Origin of the sequence: Rhizobium sp. R635 (genome assembly GCF_002211285.1) — a bacterium.
Lineage (GTDB): Bacteria > Pseudomonadota > Alphaproteobacteria > Rhizobiales > Rhizobiaceae > Rhizobium.
Window position 1 is genome coordinate 1 of record NZ_LOKX01000029.1, and the last position, 17,148, is coordinate 17,148.

General features: G+C 61.5%; 16 protein-coding genes. 14 read left to right on the plus strand and 2 right to left on the minus strand.

Going from position 1 to position 17,148, the window contains the following annotated elements; translation table 11 throughout:
* Window positions 1-164 precede the first annotated feature (164 nt).
* Window positions 165-1,454 carry a citrate synthase gene (gene gltA / locus ATY78_RS19425; RefSeq protein ID WP_038688692.1) on the minus strand — a complete coding sequence of 430 codons (1,290 nt, stop codon included), beginning with the start codon at window positions 1,452-1,454 and terminating at the stop codon, window positions 165-167.
* A 291-nt stretch (window positions 1,455-1,745) separates the two neighbouring features.
* Here gltA and ATY78_RS19430 point away from each other — a divergent pair, with 291 nt between their 5' ends.
* On the plus strand, window positions 1,746-4,169 hold the full coding sequence (locus tag ATY78_RS19430; RefSeq protein ID WP_088683943.1) for a ComEC/Rec2 family competence protein: 2,424 nt from the start codon (window positions 1,746-1,748) through the stop codon (window positions 4,167-4,169).
* Here ATY78_RS19430 and lexA read toward each other — a convergent pair.
* Complete coding sequence (lexA, locus tag ATY78_RS19435) at window positions 4,150-4,869, minus strand: transcriptional repressor LexA (RefSeq protein ID WP_088683944.1); 720 nt, start codon at window positions 4,867-4,869, stop codon at window positions 4,150-4,152. The genes ATY78_RS19430 and lexA overlap by 20 nt on opposite strands.
* A 198-nt stretch (window positions 4,870-5,067) precedes the next feature.
* Between lexA and ATY78_RS19440 the strand changes: the two genes are divergently transcribed.
* The 13 genes from ATY78_RS19440 (at window position 5,068) to lipA (ending at window position 16,976) form a co-directional block, all read left to right on the plus strand.
* The gene (locus tag ATY78_RS19440; RefSeq protein ID WP_088683945.1) at window positions 5,068-5,961 is read left to right on the plus strand and encodes a VOC family protein; all 894 of its coding nucleotides are present in this window, start codon (window positions 5,068-5,070) and stop codon (window positions 5,959-5,961) included.
* Window positions 5,958-6,803 carry a 3-deoxy-8-phosphooctulonate synthase gene (gene kdsA, locus ATY78_RS19445; protein WP_088683946.1) on the plus strand — a complete coding sequence of 282 codons (846 nt, stop codon included), beginning with the start codon at window positions 5,958-5,960 and terminating at the stop codon, window positions 6,801-6,803. Before ATY78_RS19440 ends, kdsA begins: the two co-directional genes overlap by 4 nt.
* Before the next feature lie 140 nt (window positions 6,804-6,943).
* Entirely contained in the window at window positions 6,944-8,218 is a 1,275-nt protein-coding gene (eno, locus tag ATY78_RS19450; RefSeq protein WP_088683947.1) for a phosphopyruvate hydratase, read from the plus strand.
* Window positions 8,219-8,359: 141 nt separating this feature from the next.
* Window positions 8,360-8,680 (plus strand): septum formation initiator family protein, encoded by a 321-nt coding sequence (locus tag ATY78_RS19455; protein ID WP_088683948.1) that lies wholly within the window; start codon window positions 8,360-8,362, stop codon window positions 8,678-8,680.
* A gap of 145 nt (window positions 8,681-8,825) precedes the next feature.
* A complete protein-coding gene (gene pdhA / locus ATY78_RS19460; protein WP_088683949.1) occupies window positions 8,826-9,872 on the plus strand; it encodes a pyruvate dehydrogenase (acetyl-transferring) E1 component subunit alpha in 1,047 nt (348 codons plus the stop codon).
* Between the two features lie 15 nt (window positions 9,873-9,887).
* Window positions 9,888-11,270 (plus strand): pyruvate dehydrogenase complex E1 component subunit beta, encoded by a 1,383-nt coding sequence (locus ATY78_RS19465; protein ID WP_088683950.1) that lies wholly within the window; start codon window positions 9,888-9,890, stop codon window positions 11,268-11,270.
* Between the two features lie 15 nt (window positions 11,271-11,285).
* A complete protein-coding gene (locus ATY78_RS19470) occupies window positions 11,286-12,647 on the plus strand; it encodes a pyruvate dehydrogenase complex dihydrolipoamide acetyltransferase (RefSeq protein WP_088683951.1) in 1,362 nt (453 codons plus the stop codon).
* A 19-nt stretch (window positions 12,648-12,666) separates the two neighbouring features.
* Window positions 12,667-13,308 (plus strand): SGNH/GDSL hydrolase family protein, encoded by a 642-nt coding sequence (locus ATY78_RS19475; RefSeq protein WP_088683952.1) that lies wholly within the window; start codon window positions 12,667-12,669, stop codon window positions 13,306-13,308.
* Window positions 13,309-13,310: 2 nt separating this feature from the next.
* On the plus strand, window positions 13,311-13,892 hold the full coding sequence (locus ATY78_RS19480) for a GNAT family N-acetyltransferase (protein ID WP_088683953.1): 582 nt from the start codon (window positions 13,311-13,313) through the stop codon (window positions 13,890-13,892).
* A gap of 17 nt (window positions 13,893-13,909) precedes the next feature.
* Window positions 13,910-15,355: a dihydrolipoyl dehydrogenase gene (gene lpdA, locus ATY78_RS19485; protein ID WP_088683954.1), complete on the plus strand. Its 1,446-nt coding sequence runs from the start codon at window positions 13,910-13,912 to the stop codon at window positions 15,353-15,355.
* Between the two features lie 76 nt (window positions 15,356-15,431).
* Window positions 15,432-15,686: a GlsB/YeaQ/YmgE family stress response membrane protein gene (locus ATY78_RS19490; RefSeq protein ID WP_088683955.1), complete on the plus strand. Its 255-nt coding sequence runs from the start codon at window positions 15,432-15,434 to the stop codon at window positions 15,684-15,686.
* A gap of 23 nt (window positions 15,687-15,709) precedes the next feature.
* Window positions 15,710-15,958: a GlsB/YeaQ/YmgE family stress response membrane protein gene (locus tag ATY78_RS19495; RefSeq protein ID WP_088683956.1), complete on the plus strand. Its 249-nt coding sequence runs from the start codon at window positions 15,710-15,712 to the stop codon at window positions 15,956-15,958.
* A gap of 46 nt (window positions 15,959-16,004) precedes the next feature.
* Window positions 16,005-16,976: a lipoyl synthase gene (gene lipA, locus ATY78_RS19500; protein WP_088683957.1), complete on the plus strand. Its 972-nt coding sequence runs from the start codon at window positions 16,005-16,007 to the stop codon at window positions 16,974-16,976.
* The last annotated feature ends 172 nt before the right edge of the window (window positions 16,977-17,148 follow it).

A 17,148-nucleotide genomic window follows, 5' to 3' on the forward strand; every position in this document is an offset into this window, starting at 1 on the left:
CACTCACCTCACGCACGCTACGCTTGCCGCCGCTGTAAAACTCCACAACACTCTGCTTGAACGACGTGCTGTATTTGGACATGCAAAACCCCCGAAGTTGGGTGTCCAACTTTCGGGGGTCAGTTCATTTCTGACCGGGTTTTCTTTTTGTCTTGTTGCAGCTTTTAGCGCTTCGAAACCGGGATGTAGTCGCGCTTCGGTTCGCCGACATAGAGCTGGCGCGGACGGCCGATGCGCTGTTCCGGATCTTCGATCATCTCGTTCCACTGCGCGATCCAGCCGACGGTGCGGGCGAGCGCGAAGAGCACGGTGAACATGGTCGTGGGGAAGCCCAGAGCCTTCAGCGTGATGCCGGAGTAGAAGTCGATGTTCGGATAGAGCTTCTTCTCGATGAAATATTCGTCGGTGAGCGCGATGCGCTCCAGCTCCATCGCCACTTCGAGCAACGGATCGTCCTTGATGCCGAGTTCGCCGAGCACTTCATGCGTCGTCTTCTGCATGATCTTGGCGCGCGGATCGTAGTTCTTGTAGACGCGGTGACCGAAGCCCATCAGACGGAACGGGTCGTTCTTGTCCTTGGCGCGGGCGATATATTCCGGAATGTGATCGACCGTGCCGATTTCCGTCAGCATGTTGAGCGCTGCTTCGTTGGCGCCGCCGTGAGCGGGACCCCAGAGGCAGGCGATGCCGGCGGCGATGCAGGCGAACGGGTTGGCGCCCGACGAACCGGCGAGGCGGACGGTCGAGGTCGAAGCGTTCTGCTCGTGGTCGGCATGCAGGATGAAGATACGGTCCATGGCGCGCGACAGAACCGGATTGACGACATATTCCTCGCACGGAACGGCAAAGCACATGCGCAGGAAGTTCGACGCATAGTCGAGGTCGTTCTTCGGGTAAACGAAGGGCTGGCCGATATGGTATTTGTAGGCCATGGCGGCAAGCGTCGGCATCTTGGCGATCATGCGCAGGCTGGCGACCATGCGCTGGTGCGGATCGGTGATGTCTGTGGAGTCATGATAGAAGGCCGACAGTGCGCCGACGCAGCCGCACATGACGGCCATGGGATGCGCATCGCGGCGGAAGCCGGTGAAGAAGCGGCTCATCTGCTCATGCACCATGGTGTGGTGCGTGACGCGATAATCGAAATCCTTCTTCTGCGCGGCCGTCGGCAGTTCGCCGTAGAGAAGCAGGTAGCAGACTTCCAGGAAGTCGCCGTGTTCGGCGAGCTGCTCGATCGGATAGCCGCGGTGCAGCAGGACACCTTCGTCGCCGTCGATGTAGGTGATCTTCGATTCACAGGATGCGGTCGAGGTGAAACCCGGATCGTACGTGAAGGAGGCGGTGTTCTTGTAGAGTGCACCGATATCGATGACGCTCGGGCCGATCGTGCCGCTTTTTACGGCAAGGTCGACTGATTTGTCGCCGATTTTTATTGTAGCGCTTTGATCCGTCATGCTGATCCTCCGAAATGTCGGTAGCGCCATAAAAGCGCCATAGGGGTTAAGCGTCCTCATCGATAGCTATATGATCGCGAAGCTAATGCCAAGTTACCGTGACGGCATTTTGTGCATTGCGGCATCACCTTTTAGGCACTGCAGCGATGAGCGGCGTGCATAGCGGAAGCCGATGATTCGACTGGTCTTTTGGTGTTCGCGATTTTCCCTCGTATTTCAATCGATTATCCTTGCAGGATTTGATGGGAGGCTGCATTCTGGCTGCCTTGGCGGGTAGTTTTCGAGCGGTGCATGCAGGGGTTGAGGACAGTCGAATTGCGGCCGGAAACAGGCGCCGGCGCCGCCGATGCCTCGGATTTTGCGCCATCTGCGGTGCGGCCGGCAAGGACGCAGTCGGTGACGCCATTGCGCCATCGGCTGCCGGGCGCGGCTCGACGAGCGTTGCGTGCCGGCCTCCGCATGTTGGGCGAGGAGGCGGACCACGGAGGACTGCTGCTGTTCTCGCCGGTCTTCCTCGGCTCGGGAGCCGCCTTCTGGTTTCTCGCGGCATCGGATTTTCCGATTGTTACGTCGCTGATCTGCCTGTCGGTGCTGATGGTCGCCATCCCCGTCATCGGCAGCGGCAGGACGGTATTGCGGGCAACGCTGCTGGCGCTCGCACTTGTGGTCTGCGGCATGCTTTCGGCGCAGTTCGAGACCTGGCGAGCCTCGACTGTAATTCTTGATTCCGCCGTGACGACGACGATAACCGGCCGTGTCGAGCGGCGTGAGGGCGACGATCGCGGGCGATGGCGCTACATTCTTGCCGTCACCGCCACCGAGGCGCCAACGCTGAAACGGCCGCCGGAGCGTGTCACGGCGATCGCCCGCGGCGCGGACGCTCCTTTCGAGATCGGCGACATCATTACCGGCAGGGCGCGGCTGACGCCGCCGGCAGGGCCGGCGCTTCCCGAACTCAACGATTTCTCCTTCGGCGCCTATTTCGACGGCATCGGCGCAAACGGCTTCTTCTATGGTGCACCCGACAAGGTCGATGTGCAGGCGGGGCCGCAGGCCGCGGCATCGACATCGGAAGCGCTGCTAGAATGGCTCTACCGGCTGCGCAGTGGCATCGGTGATCGCATAAGATCGGTCCTGCCCGGCGATACCGGCGCGTTTGCGGCCGCCCTCGTTACCGACGAGCGGCGCGCCATCTCGAATGAGACGACGGAGGCGCTGCGCCAGTCCGGGCTTGCCCATATCATCGCCATATCGGGTCTCAATATGGCGTTGTCTGCCGGCATCTTCTTCGTCGGCTTTCGAATGCTGCTCAGCCTCTTTCCCGGTATCGCCCAGGCCTATCCAACGAAGAAGATCGCCGCCGGCGGCGCGCTGCTCGCCGTTACCGCCTATTTCCTGATCTCCGGCTTCGCCGTCTCGGCCGAACGCGCCTTCATCATGATGGCCGTCATGCTGATCGCAGTCTTTTTCGACCGGCCATCGATCAGCCTGCGCAATGTCGCGCTGTCCGCGCTGGTCATCATCGCGATTTCACCGTCCGAGGTATTGGGTCCGAGCTTCCAGATGTCCTTTGCCGCGACGCTGGCGCTGGTATCGGGTTATCAGCTCTGGAAGGATCGGCGCGTCCGTGAAAATGCCTTTCTGAAACTGCCGATCGTTCGGCCCTTCGTTGCGGTCGGAGGCTTCTTTGCCGGTGTCTTCCTGACCTCGTTGATCGGCGGCTTTTCGACCGCGCTCTTTTCGATCGAGCATTTTCATCGCCTGACGGCTTACGGCTTGCCGGCAAACCTCGCGACGATGCCCATCATCTCCTTCATCGTCATGCCCGCCGGTCTGTTGGCAATGCTGCTCATGCCTTTCGGTCTGGACGCACTGCCCTGGAAGGTGGTTGGATTTGGCCTCGACCTGGTGATCGCGGTCGCAAAGACGGTTTCCGGCTGGGGTGGCGGCATCGGGGTCGGCCGTTTGCCCGGCTGGTACTTCGCCGTTGCCGTTGCCGGCTTCCTGCTCATGACGCTGCTGCGCACGCGCCTGCGCCATATCGGCACTGCCGTCATGACGGCTTCGACGCTCGTTTTGCTTGTTCTGCCATCCGCCCAGTCGCCCGACCTTGTCATTTCGGAGGATGGCGGTCTTGTCGGGATCGTTGAGGCCGCAGCCATGGCCTCCAATCGTGAAAGGCCGCCGGATTTCATTTTCGATCAATGGCAGAGAGCGCTGGTCCTGCCGACCCATCATTCGCCGAAGATGCTGGATGGCCCCGCTATCCCCGAGACAGAGGATCGGCGTCTGCAGCTTTCCCCGGATCAGCGGGAGGAAGCGAGGAGCGCGATGCAGACGGCCGCGGCAAACGGCGAGGCCAACCGCTTTTCCTGCGTTAAGAAGGCCTGGTGCATATCGCGGCTCGCAAATGGAAAAGTCGTAACCGTCATCGACAACGCCGCCTATCTCGGCCCGGCCTGCGATGTGGGCAATATCGTCGTGACGCCGGTGCGGCTGCGGTTCGACCGCTGCCGTTCAGGCGCGACGCTCTTCACCGGCGAAACGCTGCGCCGGACCGGTTCCGTCGAATTGCGCTTTGCGGATGACGGTCCGCAGACCGTCACCGCATTCGGCACGCTATCGAGACCATGGATGCGCCATCGCGCTTATGATTGGCGCAGCGGGAGTTTTGCCGAATCCGGCCCGCCCGGTGTCAATGATAGCGGCGAATGAGGCCGACGAGCTTGCCCTGAACCTTGACGCGATCCGGCCCGAAGATACGGGTTTCGTAAGCCGGGTTGGCCGCTTCGAGCGCGATGGAAGCGCCTTTGCGGCGGAAGCGTTTGAGCGTCGCCTCCTCATCGTCGACGAGTGCCACGACGATGTCGCCGGGACTGGCGGTGCTGCCGTTGCGAATGATCACGGTGTCGCCATCGAAGATACCGGCGTCGATCATCGAATCGCCTTTGACCTCCAGCGCATAGTGTTCACCATTGCCGAGCATATCGGCCGGAACCACGATGTCGTGGGTGTTGTTCTGGATCGCCGAGATCGGAACGCCGGCAGCGATGCGGCCCATGACGGGCACGGAGACCGAGTTGCCGTTGTCGGCGACGGGCTTTGCAGGAGCGGGAGCGGCGACCGGCTGGGGCTTGCCGAGGCTGCCTTCGATGACGCTCGGCGAAAAACCGCGCCGGGGCTGGATGCTGGGGCTGTAGGCCTCCGGAAGCTTGATCACTTCGAGGGCGCGGGCGCGGTTCGGTAGGCGGCGAATGAAGCCACGCTCCTCGAGCGCCGTGATCAGGCGGTGAATGCCGGATTTCGAGGCGAGATCCAAGGCATCCTTCATCTCGTCGAAAGACGGTGGAACGCCGGATTCCTTCATGCGCTCATGAATGAAAAGGAGTAGCTCCTGTTGTTTGCGCGTGAGCATCGACGTCAGACCCCGTGATTGAAACAAATCCAGAACAGACACTATATGTTCCATATGTGTTCCGCAAGTAGCTAAATTTCCGTAAAACTTCCCATCAACTCGTTGCGATTTTTATTTTCATTTGCGGGATTTGGCAGGCAAGTCTTGAATTGAGAGTGCGCTGTCGCACATCTCTTGCCATTTCAGGGAGAGGAACCGATGAACGAGCATGCCAAGCCGCACCCGCTGGATCATGTCGTGCTGCCGGTCGTCAATATCGATCTTGCGCGCGAGAGGCTCGGCAAGCTCGGTTTCACCGTTGCCGCCGATGCGCGCCATCCCTTTGGAACGGAAAATGCCTGCGTCTTCTTTGCCGACAAAACCTATCTGGAGCCGCTCGGCGTTGCGAGCGTCGAGGAGAGCGAGGCATCGGCGCGGAAAGGCAATGTCTTCACCGCCCGCAACCAGGCTTTCCGCTTCCGCTGCGGCGAGGAAGGGCTTTCGGCAATCGTCTTCGCCACCGAAAATTCCGCCCTCGATCATAGGAAGTTCGCCACCAGGGGATCGAGCGCCGGCGAGATGTTGGAGTTCAGCCGGCCGATGAAGATGCCGGATGGTTCGGAGAGCATCGGCAGCTTCAAATTGGCCTTTGCGGGCGATCTGCGCGCGCCCGATCTCTTCCTGTTCACCTGTCAGCGCATCAACCCGCTGCCGGCCGATCGTGGTGCGCTGGAGAAACATGCCAATGGCGTCACCGGAATTGCCGAGGTGGCGCTTTCAGCCCCGGAACCAGCGGCCTTCGGCGCCTTCGTCAGCCTTGCCGCGGCGCAATCGGCAGTCGAGAAAACCGGTTTCGGCGTCAATATCGCGGCATCGAATGCGAGAATCAGCCTGATGACGCCGGAAGGGCTGGAAGCCTATTTCGAGATCGCCGTCTCATCCGCCGAGCGCGGCCTGCGGGGCCGGGCAATCCTCTTCAATGTCGCCGATCTTGCCGTGACAGAAGCGCATTTGGCTGCTAACGGGGTGACCTACACGCGCAAGAACAATCGCATTCTGGTGAAGCCCGCGCCCGGTCAGGGCACGCTCTTCGCCTTCGAGGAACCACGATGAGCTCCAATACCAATTCCGAAGTCAAGGTTGGCGAAGGCAACGGCCAGGTCATCTTTTCCAATACCGGCCGCCTGTCTTTGATCGCCGGCCCCTGCCAGATGGAGAGCCGGGATCATGCCTTCATGATGGCCGGCGCGCTGAAGGAGCTTTGCGCAAAGCTCGGCATCGGCCTCATCTACAAGAGCTCCTTCGACAAGGCGAACCGCACGTCGCTTTCGGCAGAACGCGGCATCGGGCTTGAGAAGGGCATGGAGATCTTTGCCGACCTGAAGAAGGAATTCGGTTTTCCGGTCCTGACCGATGTCCATACCGCCGAGCAATGCGACGAGGTCGCAAAGGTGGTCGATGTTCTGCAGATCCCGGCCTTCCTCTGCCGCCAGACCGACCTTCTCATCGCCGCCGCCAAGACCGGCCGCGCCGTCAACGTCAAGAAGGGCCAGTTCCTTGCGCCCTGGGATATGAAGAACGTCCTGAAGAAGCTCAATGCCAGCGGCAATCCGAACGTGCTGCTGTGCGAGCGCGGCGCTTCCTTCGGCTACAACACGCTGGTCTCCGACATGCGCTCGCTGCCGATCATGGTGGCAATGGGTGCGCCTGTGATTTTCGACGCGACCCATTCCGTGGCGCAGCCGGGCGGGCAGGGCGAATCCTCCGGCGGTCAACGGGAGTTCGTCGAAACGCTGGCGCGCGCCGCAGTCGCCACCGGCATTGCTGGCGTCTTCCTCGAAACCCATCAGGACCCGGATAATGCGCCTTCCGACGGCCCGAACATGGTCTATCTCAAGGATATGCCGCGGCTTCTCGAAAAGCTGCTGGCCTTCGACGCGGTCGCCAAGGGCTGACAGTCAAAAGCCTGACACGAACGTGCTGTAGCGACGACCGGATATGGACATGGAAGGGATCGCAAAGCGCCATTGTAATTTGCGCACCTTCGATTAAGACGGTTTCGAACCCCTATCACCCACCCGAGCAGGAAGAACCCATGACTGCAATCACCGATATCATTGCCCGCGAGATTCTCGATAGCCGTGGCAACCCCACCGTCGAAGTCGATGTCTATCTCGAAGACGGCAGCATGGGCCGCGCGGCTGTACCCTCGGGCGCTTCGACCGGCGCGCATGAGGCGGTCGAGCTGCGCGACGGCGGCAAGCGCTACCTCGGCAAGGGCGTCCAGAAGGCGGTCGAGGCCGCCAACACCGAGATCTTCGACGCGATCGGCGGCATCGACGCCGAAAATCAGATCCAGATCGACAACATCATGATCGAGCTCGACGGCACGCCGAACAAGTCGCGCCTCGGCGCCAACGCCATCCTCGGCGTCTCGCTTGCTGTCGCCAAGGCTGCTGCGCAGGCTTCCGGCCTGCCGCTCTACCGCTATGTCGGCGGCGCTTCCGCAAGCCTGCTGCCGGTGCCGATGATGAACATCATCAACGGCGGCGCCCATGCCGACAATCCCATCGACTTCCAGGAGTTCATGATCCTGCCGGTCGGCGCCGATACGATCGCCGAAGCCGTGCGCATGGGTTCGGAAGTCTTCCACACGCTCCGCAAGGAACTCGCGGCACAGGGCCACAACACCAATGTCGGCGATGAAGGCGGTTTCGCACCGGGCCTGAAGAGCGCTTCCGAAGCCCTCGATTTCATCATGAAGTCGGTCGAGAAAGCCGGCTACAAGCCGGGCGAGGACATCTACCTCGGCCTCGACTGCGCCTCGACGGAATTCTTCAAGGACGGCAAATACGTTCTCGAAGGTGAAGGCCGCACGCTCGAGCCCGGCGCCATGGCCGAATACCTGGCCGAACTCGCCGCCAAGTATCCGATCATCTCGATCGAAGACGGCATGGCCGAAGACGACTGGGACGGCTGGAAGACGCTGACCGACCTGATCGGCAAGAAGACCCAGCTGGTCGGCGACGATCTCTTCGTCACCAACTCCGCCCGTCTTCGCGACGGCATCCGCATGGGCGTCGCCAACTCGATCCTCGTCAAGGTCAACCAGATCGGCTCGCTGACGGAAACGCTCGACGCGGTCAATACGGCGCACAAGGCTGCCTACACCGCCGTCATGTCGCATCGCTCCGGCGAAACGGAAGATTCGACCATTGCCGATCTCGCGGTCGCCACCAACTGCGGCCAGATCAAGACCGGCTCGCTGTCGCGTTCCGACCGTCTTGCCAAGTACAATCAGCTGATCCGCATCGAAGAAGGCCTCGGCCCCCAGGCCCAGTATGCCGGCCGCTCGATCATCCGCGGCTGATCGGATCTGATTTTTAACGGCTTGACCCCGCGCCCTTTTCCGGGCGCGGGTTTTTTGTTGCCTGCTTTTTAGAGTCAACGAACGGTTAATCTCTGCGCGCTAGATTGAACGAATTGGTAATGCGTTCAAGAGCATGCGTGTATGTGGACAAAGCATCATAAGAAGAGAAGAATCGGTCGCTTCGTCATTCCGGCCATGACGGTCGCCTTCCTTTCCTACTTCGGTTATCATTGCATCCATGGCGATTATGGGCTGCGCGCAACGGAGACGTTCGAGCGCCAGCGCGTTGAGCGCGAAAAAGAGCTTGCAGTCTTGAAGGCGAAGCGCGAACATCTGGAAAGTCAGGTTGCGCTGCTCAGTGACGGCTCGCTCGACAAGGATATGCTGGACGAAAAGGCGCGATATCAACTGAATATGTCGCGCGCGGACGAGATCGTCATATTCAACCATTATTCCAATTAACCGGAATTCGGTTAATTAGAATTTCTGCTGTATTTCCAATAATTTAGTGCTGAATACGAGCCATGCAATTATGGCATTGCTGTGGTCATATTTCTTCCCTATGGTACGCGCCATCGAGAACCGATAAACCCATAGGGAGGGTTGAATGGCGCCGCGAAAGACCGCGACCGTTTCCAGCCGCAAAACTGCAGCAAAATCCACAGTCAAAGCATCGAATGGCGGCCCGGTAGCCGACTTCGATCGCGATGAAGAGCTCAAGGCCTATCGCGAGATGCTGCTGATCCGCCGCTTCGAGGAGAAGGCCGGTCAGCTTTACGGCATGGGCTTCATCGGCGGCTTTTGCCACCTCTACATCGGTCAGGAAGCTGTCGTCGTCGGCATGCAGATGGCGCAGAAGGAAGGCGACCAGGTCATCACCGCCTATCGCGACCACGGCCACATGCTGGCAACCGGCATGGAAGCGCGTGGCGTCATGGCCGAGTTGACCGGGCGCCGCAGCGGCTATTCCCACGGGAAGGGCGGCTCGATGCACATGTTCTCGAAGGAGAAGCATTTCTACGGCGGCCACGGCATCGTCGGCGCTCAGGTTTCGCTCGGAACGGGCCTTGCCTTTGCAAACCACTACCGCGGCAACGGCAATGTCTCGATCGCCTATTTCGGCGATGGCGCTGCCAACCAGGGCCAGGTCTACGAGAGCTTCAACATGGCGGCGCTCTGGAAGCTGCCGATCGTCTATATCGTCGAGAACAACCGCTACGCCATGGGCACCTCGACCGCCCGTGCGACGGCCCAGTCGAACTACTCGCTGCGTGGATCCGGCTTCGGCATCCCCGGCATCCAGGTCGACGGCATGGATGTTCGCGCCGTCAAGGCCGCGGCCGACGAGGCGCTCGAACATTGCCGCTCCGGCAAGGGCCCGATCATCCTCGAAATGCTGACCTATCGCTATCGCGGTCACTCCATGTCCGACCCGGCGAAGTATCGCTCCAAGGAGGAAGTGCAGAAGATGCGCTCCGAGCAGGACCCGATCGAGCAGGTGAAGGCACGCCTCATCGAAAAGGGCTGGGCTTCCGAAGACGATCTGAAGGCGATCGACAAGGATGTCCGCGACATCGTCGCCGACAGCGCCGACTTCGCCCAGGCCGATCCGGAGCCGGATGCATCCGAGCTCTATACCGACATTCTGCTCTAATCGGGGAGGGAACCCATGCCTATCGATATCCTCATGCCCGCCCTCTCTCCGACGATGGAAGAAGGCACGCTGTCCAAATGGCTGAAGCAGGAAGGTGACAAGGTCACTTCAGGCGACGTGATTGCCGAAATCGAAACCGACAAGGCGACGATGGAAGTCGAAGCCGTCGACGAAGGCATCATCGGCAAGCTGCTGGTCGATGCCGGCACCGAAGGCGTCAAGGTCAACACCAAGATCGCCGTGCTGCTGCAGGATGGCGAATCCGCTTCGGATATATCCGCCGCCAAGCCGGCCGCCGCTGCTCCGCAGGTTGCCCAGGAAGAGAAGCCGACCAATACCGGTTCTGCTTCGGCACCACTTCCGGCCGAGCCGAAGGCCGTCGTTCCGAACGATCCGGAAATCCCCGCCGGCACCGAAATGGTGTCGATGACCGTGCGCGAAGCGCTCCGCGACGCCATGGCCGAAGAAATGCGCGCCAGTGACGACGTCTTCGTCATGGGCGAGGAAGTCGCCGAATATCAGGGCGCCTACAAGGTCACGCAGGGCCTGCTGCAGGAGTTCGGGGCCCGTCGTGTCATCGATACGCCGATCACCGAGCACGGCTTTGCCGGCGTCGGCGTCGGCGCCGCGATGGCCGGCCTTCGCCCGATCGTCGAATTCATGACCTTCAACTTCGCCATGCAGGCGATTGACCACATCATCAACTCGGCGGCCAAGACGCTCTATATGTCCGGCGGCCAGATGGGTGCTCCGATCGTCTTCCGCGGCCCGAACGGCGCTGCCGCCCGCGTCGGCGCCCAGCACAGCCAGGATTATGCCGCCTGGTACAGCGCCATCCCCGGCCTCAAGGTCGTCATGCCCTACACGGCATCTGACGCCAAGGGCCTGCTGAAGGCTGCGATCCGCGATCCGAACCCGGTCATCTTCCTCGAGAACGAAATCCTCTACGGCCAGCACTTCGACGTGCCGAAGCTCGATAATTTCGTGCTCCCGATCGGCAAGGCCCGCATCCACCGTCCGGGCAAGGACGTAACCGTCGTCTCCTTCGGCATCGGCATGACCTATGCGACGAAGGCGGCCGCCGAACTGGAAAAGATCGGCATCGACGTCGAACTGATCGACCTTCGCACCATCCGCCCGATGGATCTGCCGACGGTCATCGAATCGGTCAAGAAGACCGGCCGTCTGGTTACCGTCGAGGAAGGTTATCCGCAGTCTTCGGTCGGCACCGAAATCGCCACCCGCGTCATGCAGCAGGCCTTCGATTATCTCGATGCGCCGATCCTGACGATCGCGGGCAAGGACGTTCCCATGCCTTACGCCGCCAATCTCGAAAAGCTGGCGCTTCCGAACGTCGGCGAAGTCGTCGATGCGGTGAAGGCTGTTTGCTACAAATAAGGGGAGGGTATTTCGATGCCGATCAATATCACGATGCCCGCCCTCTCTCCGACCATGGAAGAAGGCAATCTGGCCAAGTGGCTGGTCAAGGAAGGCGATAAGGTCAAGTCTGGCGATGTGATCGCCGAGATCGAGACCGACAAGGCGACGATGGAAGTCGAAGCCGTCGATGAAGGCACGGTCGCCAAGCTGGTCGTTGCCGCCGGCACCGAAGGCGTCAAGGTCAATGCGCTGATCGCGGTTCTTGCCGCCGATGGCGAGGATGTTTCCGCTGCCGCCAGCGGCGCGGGTTCCTCTGCGCCGGCCAAGGCTGAGGCAGCACCCGCCCCGAAGGCAGAAGCCGCCGCACCTGCGCCTGCCAGCGTCGAGAAGCCGAACAACGGTGAGCGGGTCGGTAACGGCGCGCCGGCGTCTGTTTCTGCAGGCGGCAATCGCACCTTCTCTTCGCCGCTCGCACGCCGTCTGGCTAGGGAAGCCGGTATCGATCTTTCCGCCGTCGCAGGCTCCGGCCCGCATGGCCGCGTCGTCAAGAGCGATGTCGAAGCCGCCGTTGCCGGCGGTGGCGCCAAAGCTGCTCCGGCACCGGCCGCCGCAGCTGCGGCTCCGCAGGCTGCTGCTCCGACTGCAGCGCCGAAAGGCGCTTCCGACGACGCCGTGCTCAAGCTCTTCGAACCAGGCTCCTACGAGCTGGTGCCGCATGACGGCATGCGCAAGACGATCGCCCGGCGCCTGGTCGAATCCAAGCAGACGATCCCGCATTTCTACGTCAGCGTCGATTGCGAGCTCGATGCTCTGATGGCGCTGCGCGCCCAACTGAACGATGCGGCTCCGCGCAAGGACAATGCCCCGGCCTACAAGCTCTCGGTCAACGACATGGTCATCAAGGCCATGGCGCTGGCGCTGCGCGACGTTCCGGATGCCAACGTCTCCTGGACCGACAGCAACATGGTCAAGCACAGGCACGCCGATGTCGGCGTCGCCGTCTCGATCCCCGGCGGCCTGATCACGCCGATCATCCGCAAGGCCGAGCAGAAGACGCTGTCTGTTATCTCCAACGAGATGCGCGATCTCGGCAAGCGGGCCAAGGATCGCAAACTGAAGCCCGAGGAATATCAGGGCGGCACCAGTTCGGTCTCCAACATGGGCATGATGGGCGTGAAGAACTTCGCAGCCGTCGTCAACCCGCCGCATGCGACCATCCTCGCGGTCGGCGCCGGCGAACAGCGGGTCGTCGTCAAGAACGGCGAAATGGCGATCGCTACCGTGATGTCGGTGACGCTGTCGACCGACCATCGCTGCGTCGACGGCGCGCTCGGCGCCGAGCTGCTCCAGGCCTTCAAGGGCTATATCGAGAACCCGATGGGCATGCTCGTCTGATAGCTGGGCGGAGGCGGAAATGACCAAGACCGTTCTTTGCTATGGCGATTCGCTGACCTGGGGTTATGACGCCGAGACGATCGGCCGTCACGACTACAAGAATCGTTGGCCGAGCGTGCTTCAGGCAGCGCTCGGCAACGAGGCGCGTGTCATCGCCGAAGGCCTGAACGGCCGGACGACCGCCTTCGACGACCATCTTGCCGATTGCGACCGTAACGGCGCGCGCGTCCTGCCGACCATCCTGCAGACGCATGCGCCGCTCGATCTCGTCATTCTGCTGCTCGGCACCAATGACATGAAGCCGGTGGTCGCCGGCTCTGCCTTTGCCGCATGCCAGGGCATCGGCCGGCTCGTTCGGTTGATCCGCAACCATGCCTGGCCCTTCGAATTCGACGGGCCGGAGATCCTGATCGTGGCGCCGCCGGCGATCTGCGCGACGGGTAATGTGCCCTTCGCCGCATCCTTCCCCGGCGGCATCGAGGAATCGGCAAAGCTTGCAACGCTCTACCGCGATCTTGCCGACGAACTCGGCTGCGGCTTTTTCGACGGCAATTCCCTCGCCAAGACCACGCCGATCGATGGCATTCATCTCGATGCCGAGAATACGCGTGCGCTCGGACGCGGGCTGGAATCGATCGTGCGGATGATGCTGGGGATCTGAGCATGACCGCCTTCATCGCGCTGCGGCAGGCCTCACGGCGGGATGCATCGGAGCTGGCGATTCTGGCGGATATCGCATCGCACGGCTTTGCCTCCTGGCTCTGGTTCGCCGATGTGGCGAATGGCGTCAGCGACACGCCGCTGGAGCGGGGCAGGCTGAAGATGAGCGAGGAAGAGGCTGTCGGCGGCTGGCGGGATTCCGTCATTGCCGAGGCCTATGGTGAGGTCGCAGGCGTGGCGATCGGCCATGCGCTTGACGAAGGCATAGGCGATATCGAGGCGAGCATTCCGGCGACCGAACCGATGCTTGCCTTGCAGAAAACGGTTGTGGGAAGCTGGTTCATCGGCAGTCTCGGCGTCTACAGCCACCTGCGCGGTATCGGCATCGGACGCAGATTGCTGAAGGATCAGATCGAAAGGGCGGATTGCCGTCCGGTCAGTCTCATTACCGCAAGTGATAACGAAGCGGCTTTGTCGCTTTATGGAAGAAACGGATTCTTGGAGGCTGCGCGCGCTGATGCCGTGCCGATCTTCGAAAACAGCAAGAGACACGCGTGGGTGCTCATGACCCGCAGCGCAGCGTAACAAAGGGCAGGGAACACATGGCTGAATCCTACGACGTCATCATCATCGGCTCCGGCCCCGGCGGCTATGTCGCCGCCATCCGCGCCAGCCAGCTTGGCCTCAAGACCGCGATCGTCGAGCGCGAACATATGGGCGGCATCTGCCTGAACTGGGGCTGCATTCCCACGAAGGCGCTGCTGCGTTCGGCCGAGGTCCTCGACCATGCCAATCACTTCAAGGATTTCGGCCTGGTTCTCGAAGGCACGGTCAAGCCGGATGCCAAGGCCGTCGTTGGCCGCTCGCGCGCCGTCTCCGCCCGTCTCAATGCCGGCGTCGGCTTCCTGATGAAGAAGAACAAGATCGACATCATCTGGGGCGAAGGAAAAATCACCAAGCCCGGCGAGATCGTCGTCGGCAAGTCGTCGAAGCCCGTGGTCGAGCCGCAGCACCCGCTGCCGAAGAACGTCGAGGGCGAGGGCACCTATAACGCCAAGCACATCATCATCGCGACCGGCGCCCGTCCGCGCGCGCTGCCCGGCATCGAGCCCGATGGTAAGCTGATCTGGACTTATTTCGAGGCGTTGAAGCCGGATGCGCTGCCGAAGTCGCTGATCGTCATGGGCTCGGGCGCGATCGGCATCGAATTTGCCAGCTTCTATCGCTCGATGGGCGTCGACGTCACGGTGGTGGAAGTCATGCCGACCATCATGCCGGTCGAGGATGCCGAAATCACTGCCATCGCCCGCAAGCAGCTGGAGAAGCGCGGTCTCAAGATCTTCACGAGCGCCAAGGTTACCAAGGTCGAGAAGGGTGCGGGAAGCATCACCGCGCATGTCGAGACTTCGGATGGCAAGGTGCAGCAGATCACCGCCGACCGGATGATTTCGGCTGTCGGCGTTCAGGGCAACATCGAGAACCTCGGCCTCGAGGCGCTCGGCATCAAGACCGACCGCGGCTGTGTCGTCGCCGACGGTTACGGCAAGACCAATGTCGCCGGCATCTATGCGATCGGCGATGTCGCCGGTCCGCCGATGCTGGCGCACAAGGCCGAGCATGAAGGCGTCGTCTGCGTCGAGAAGATAGCCGGCCTGCCCAACGTTCATCCCACCGACAAGGGCAAGGTCCCGGGCTGCACCTATTGCAATCCGCAGGTCGCCTCCGTCGGTCTCACCGAAGCCAAGGCCAAGGAGCAGGGCCGCGACATCCGTGTCGGCCGCTTCTCCTTCGCGGCGAACGGCAAGGCGATCGCGCTCGGCGAAGACCAGGGCATGGTGAAGGTGATCTTCGACAAGAAGACCGGCGAGCTGCTCGGCGCCCATATGGTCGGTGCGGAAGTCACCGAGCTCATCCAGGGCTTCGTCGTCGCGATGAACCTCGAAACAACCGAGGAAGAGCTGATGCACACGATCTTCCCGCATCCGACTGTCTCCGAAACGATGAAGGAAGCAGTGCTCGACGCTTATGGTCGTGTGCTGAACGCTTGATAATTTCCGGGACTGCCCATTTTGCCCGGAGTGGAAAGCTGCTCCGGTCGGGTGGAAAAAACGAAAGGAAATTATCATGTCTATGGAGACGCAGGCGTTGCTGGTATTTTTATTGATCGGCCTGGTGGCAGGCTTCCTCGCAAGTCTCGTCGTTGGCGGCGGCGGTTTGATCAGATGCCTGCTCAGCGGCATCATCGGCGCCTTCGTCGGCGGCTATCTGTTCAGCGCGCTCGGCATTTCGCTGGGCATTGAAAACGCGCTGGTCGTGCAGATCATCCACGCGACGGTCGGCGCCATTGTCGTGGTTCTGGTCGCAAGGGCGGTCGCTTAGCGTAGTTTGAGGGCGAGACGGGCATGGAAGGCGTGGGTTGGATTTCGGCAATCATCATCGGCGGTCTCGCAGGCTGGCTCGCCGGCAAGCTGATGGATGCGCGATACGGGATTTTCCTGAACATCGTGCTCGGCATTGTCGGCTCGGTCGTTGCCACCGCGATCCTCGCCCAGTTTCACGTCCAGCTTGCTGGCGGGCGACTCGGTTATTTTGTGACGGGTTTCCTTGGCGCCTGCCTGCTGATATTCCTTGCGCGGCTGGTGCGGCGCTAGGTCCTGATGATTTGCCGCATAGGGGCGATAGAAAGCTGAAACTGCAATGGTGACCATCCTCGACACGATCAATCCCGACGCCAAGCGCGTGCGCCATCCCGAAAAGGCCCATCGGCCCGATACGGAGGTCATGCGCAAGCCGGACTGGATTCGTGTGAAGGCGCCGACCTCCAAGGGCTATGCCGAGACACGCGCGATCGTGAAGGAGCATAAGCTCGTCACCGTCTGCGAGGAAGCCGGCTGCCCGAATATCGGCGAGTGCTGGGACAAGAAGCACGCCACCTTCATGATCATGGGCGAGATCTGTACCCGCGCCTGCGCCTTCTGCAATGTCGCGACCGGCAAGCCGAATGCGCTCGATATGGCCGAGCCTGAGAACGTCGCCAAGGCGGTCAAGGAGATGGGCCTATCCCACGTCGTCATCACCTCGGTCGACCGCGACGACCTTGAGGACGGCGGCGCCGAGCACTTCGAAAAGGTGATCTGGGCAATCCGTGCGGCTTCGCCCACTACGACGATCGAAATCCTGACGCCTGACTTCCTGAAGAAGCCGGGCGCCCTGGAGCGCGTCGTCGCCGCCAAGCCCGACGTCTTCAACCACAATATGGAAACGGTTCCCGGCAACTATCTGACCGTTCGCCCCGGCGCCCGTTATTTCCATTCCATCCGGCTCTTGCAGCGCGTGAAGGAACTCGATCCCACCATGTTCACCAAGTCGGGCATCATGGTCGGCCTCGGTGAGGAGCGCAACGAAGTGCTGCAGCTGATGGACGACCTGCGCACCGCTGATGTCGACTTCCTGACGATCGGCCAGTATCTGCAGCCGACCCGCAAGCATCACAAGGTCGAAAGCTTCGTCACCCCGGACGAGTTCAAGTCCTACGAGACCGTCGCCTACAGCAAGGGCTTCCTGATGGTGGCCTCCAGCCCGCTCACGCGCTCCTCCCACCATGCCGGCGATGATTTTGCAAGGCTGAAGGCGGCGCGCGAGAAGAAGCTGCTGATCGCAGCCGAGTAGGGTTCGGGTGCTGCCAAGCTCTCTTCCGTCATGCTCGGGCTTGTCCCACTGGTGTCCGGTTTAAATTTGGTCACCATTGGAGGCTCATCTGTTGGGGATTGGCTGGTGGGCTGCCGGCGGGTCGCAACAGGCGGTCGATCCTGCGTCGGTGCATGAGATTGGCGCGCACCAG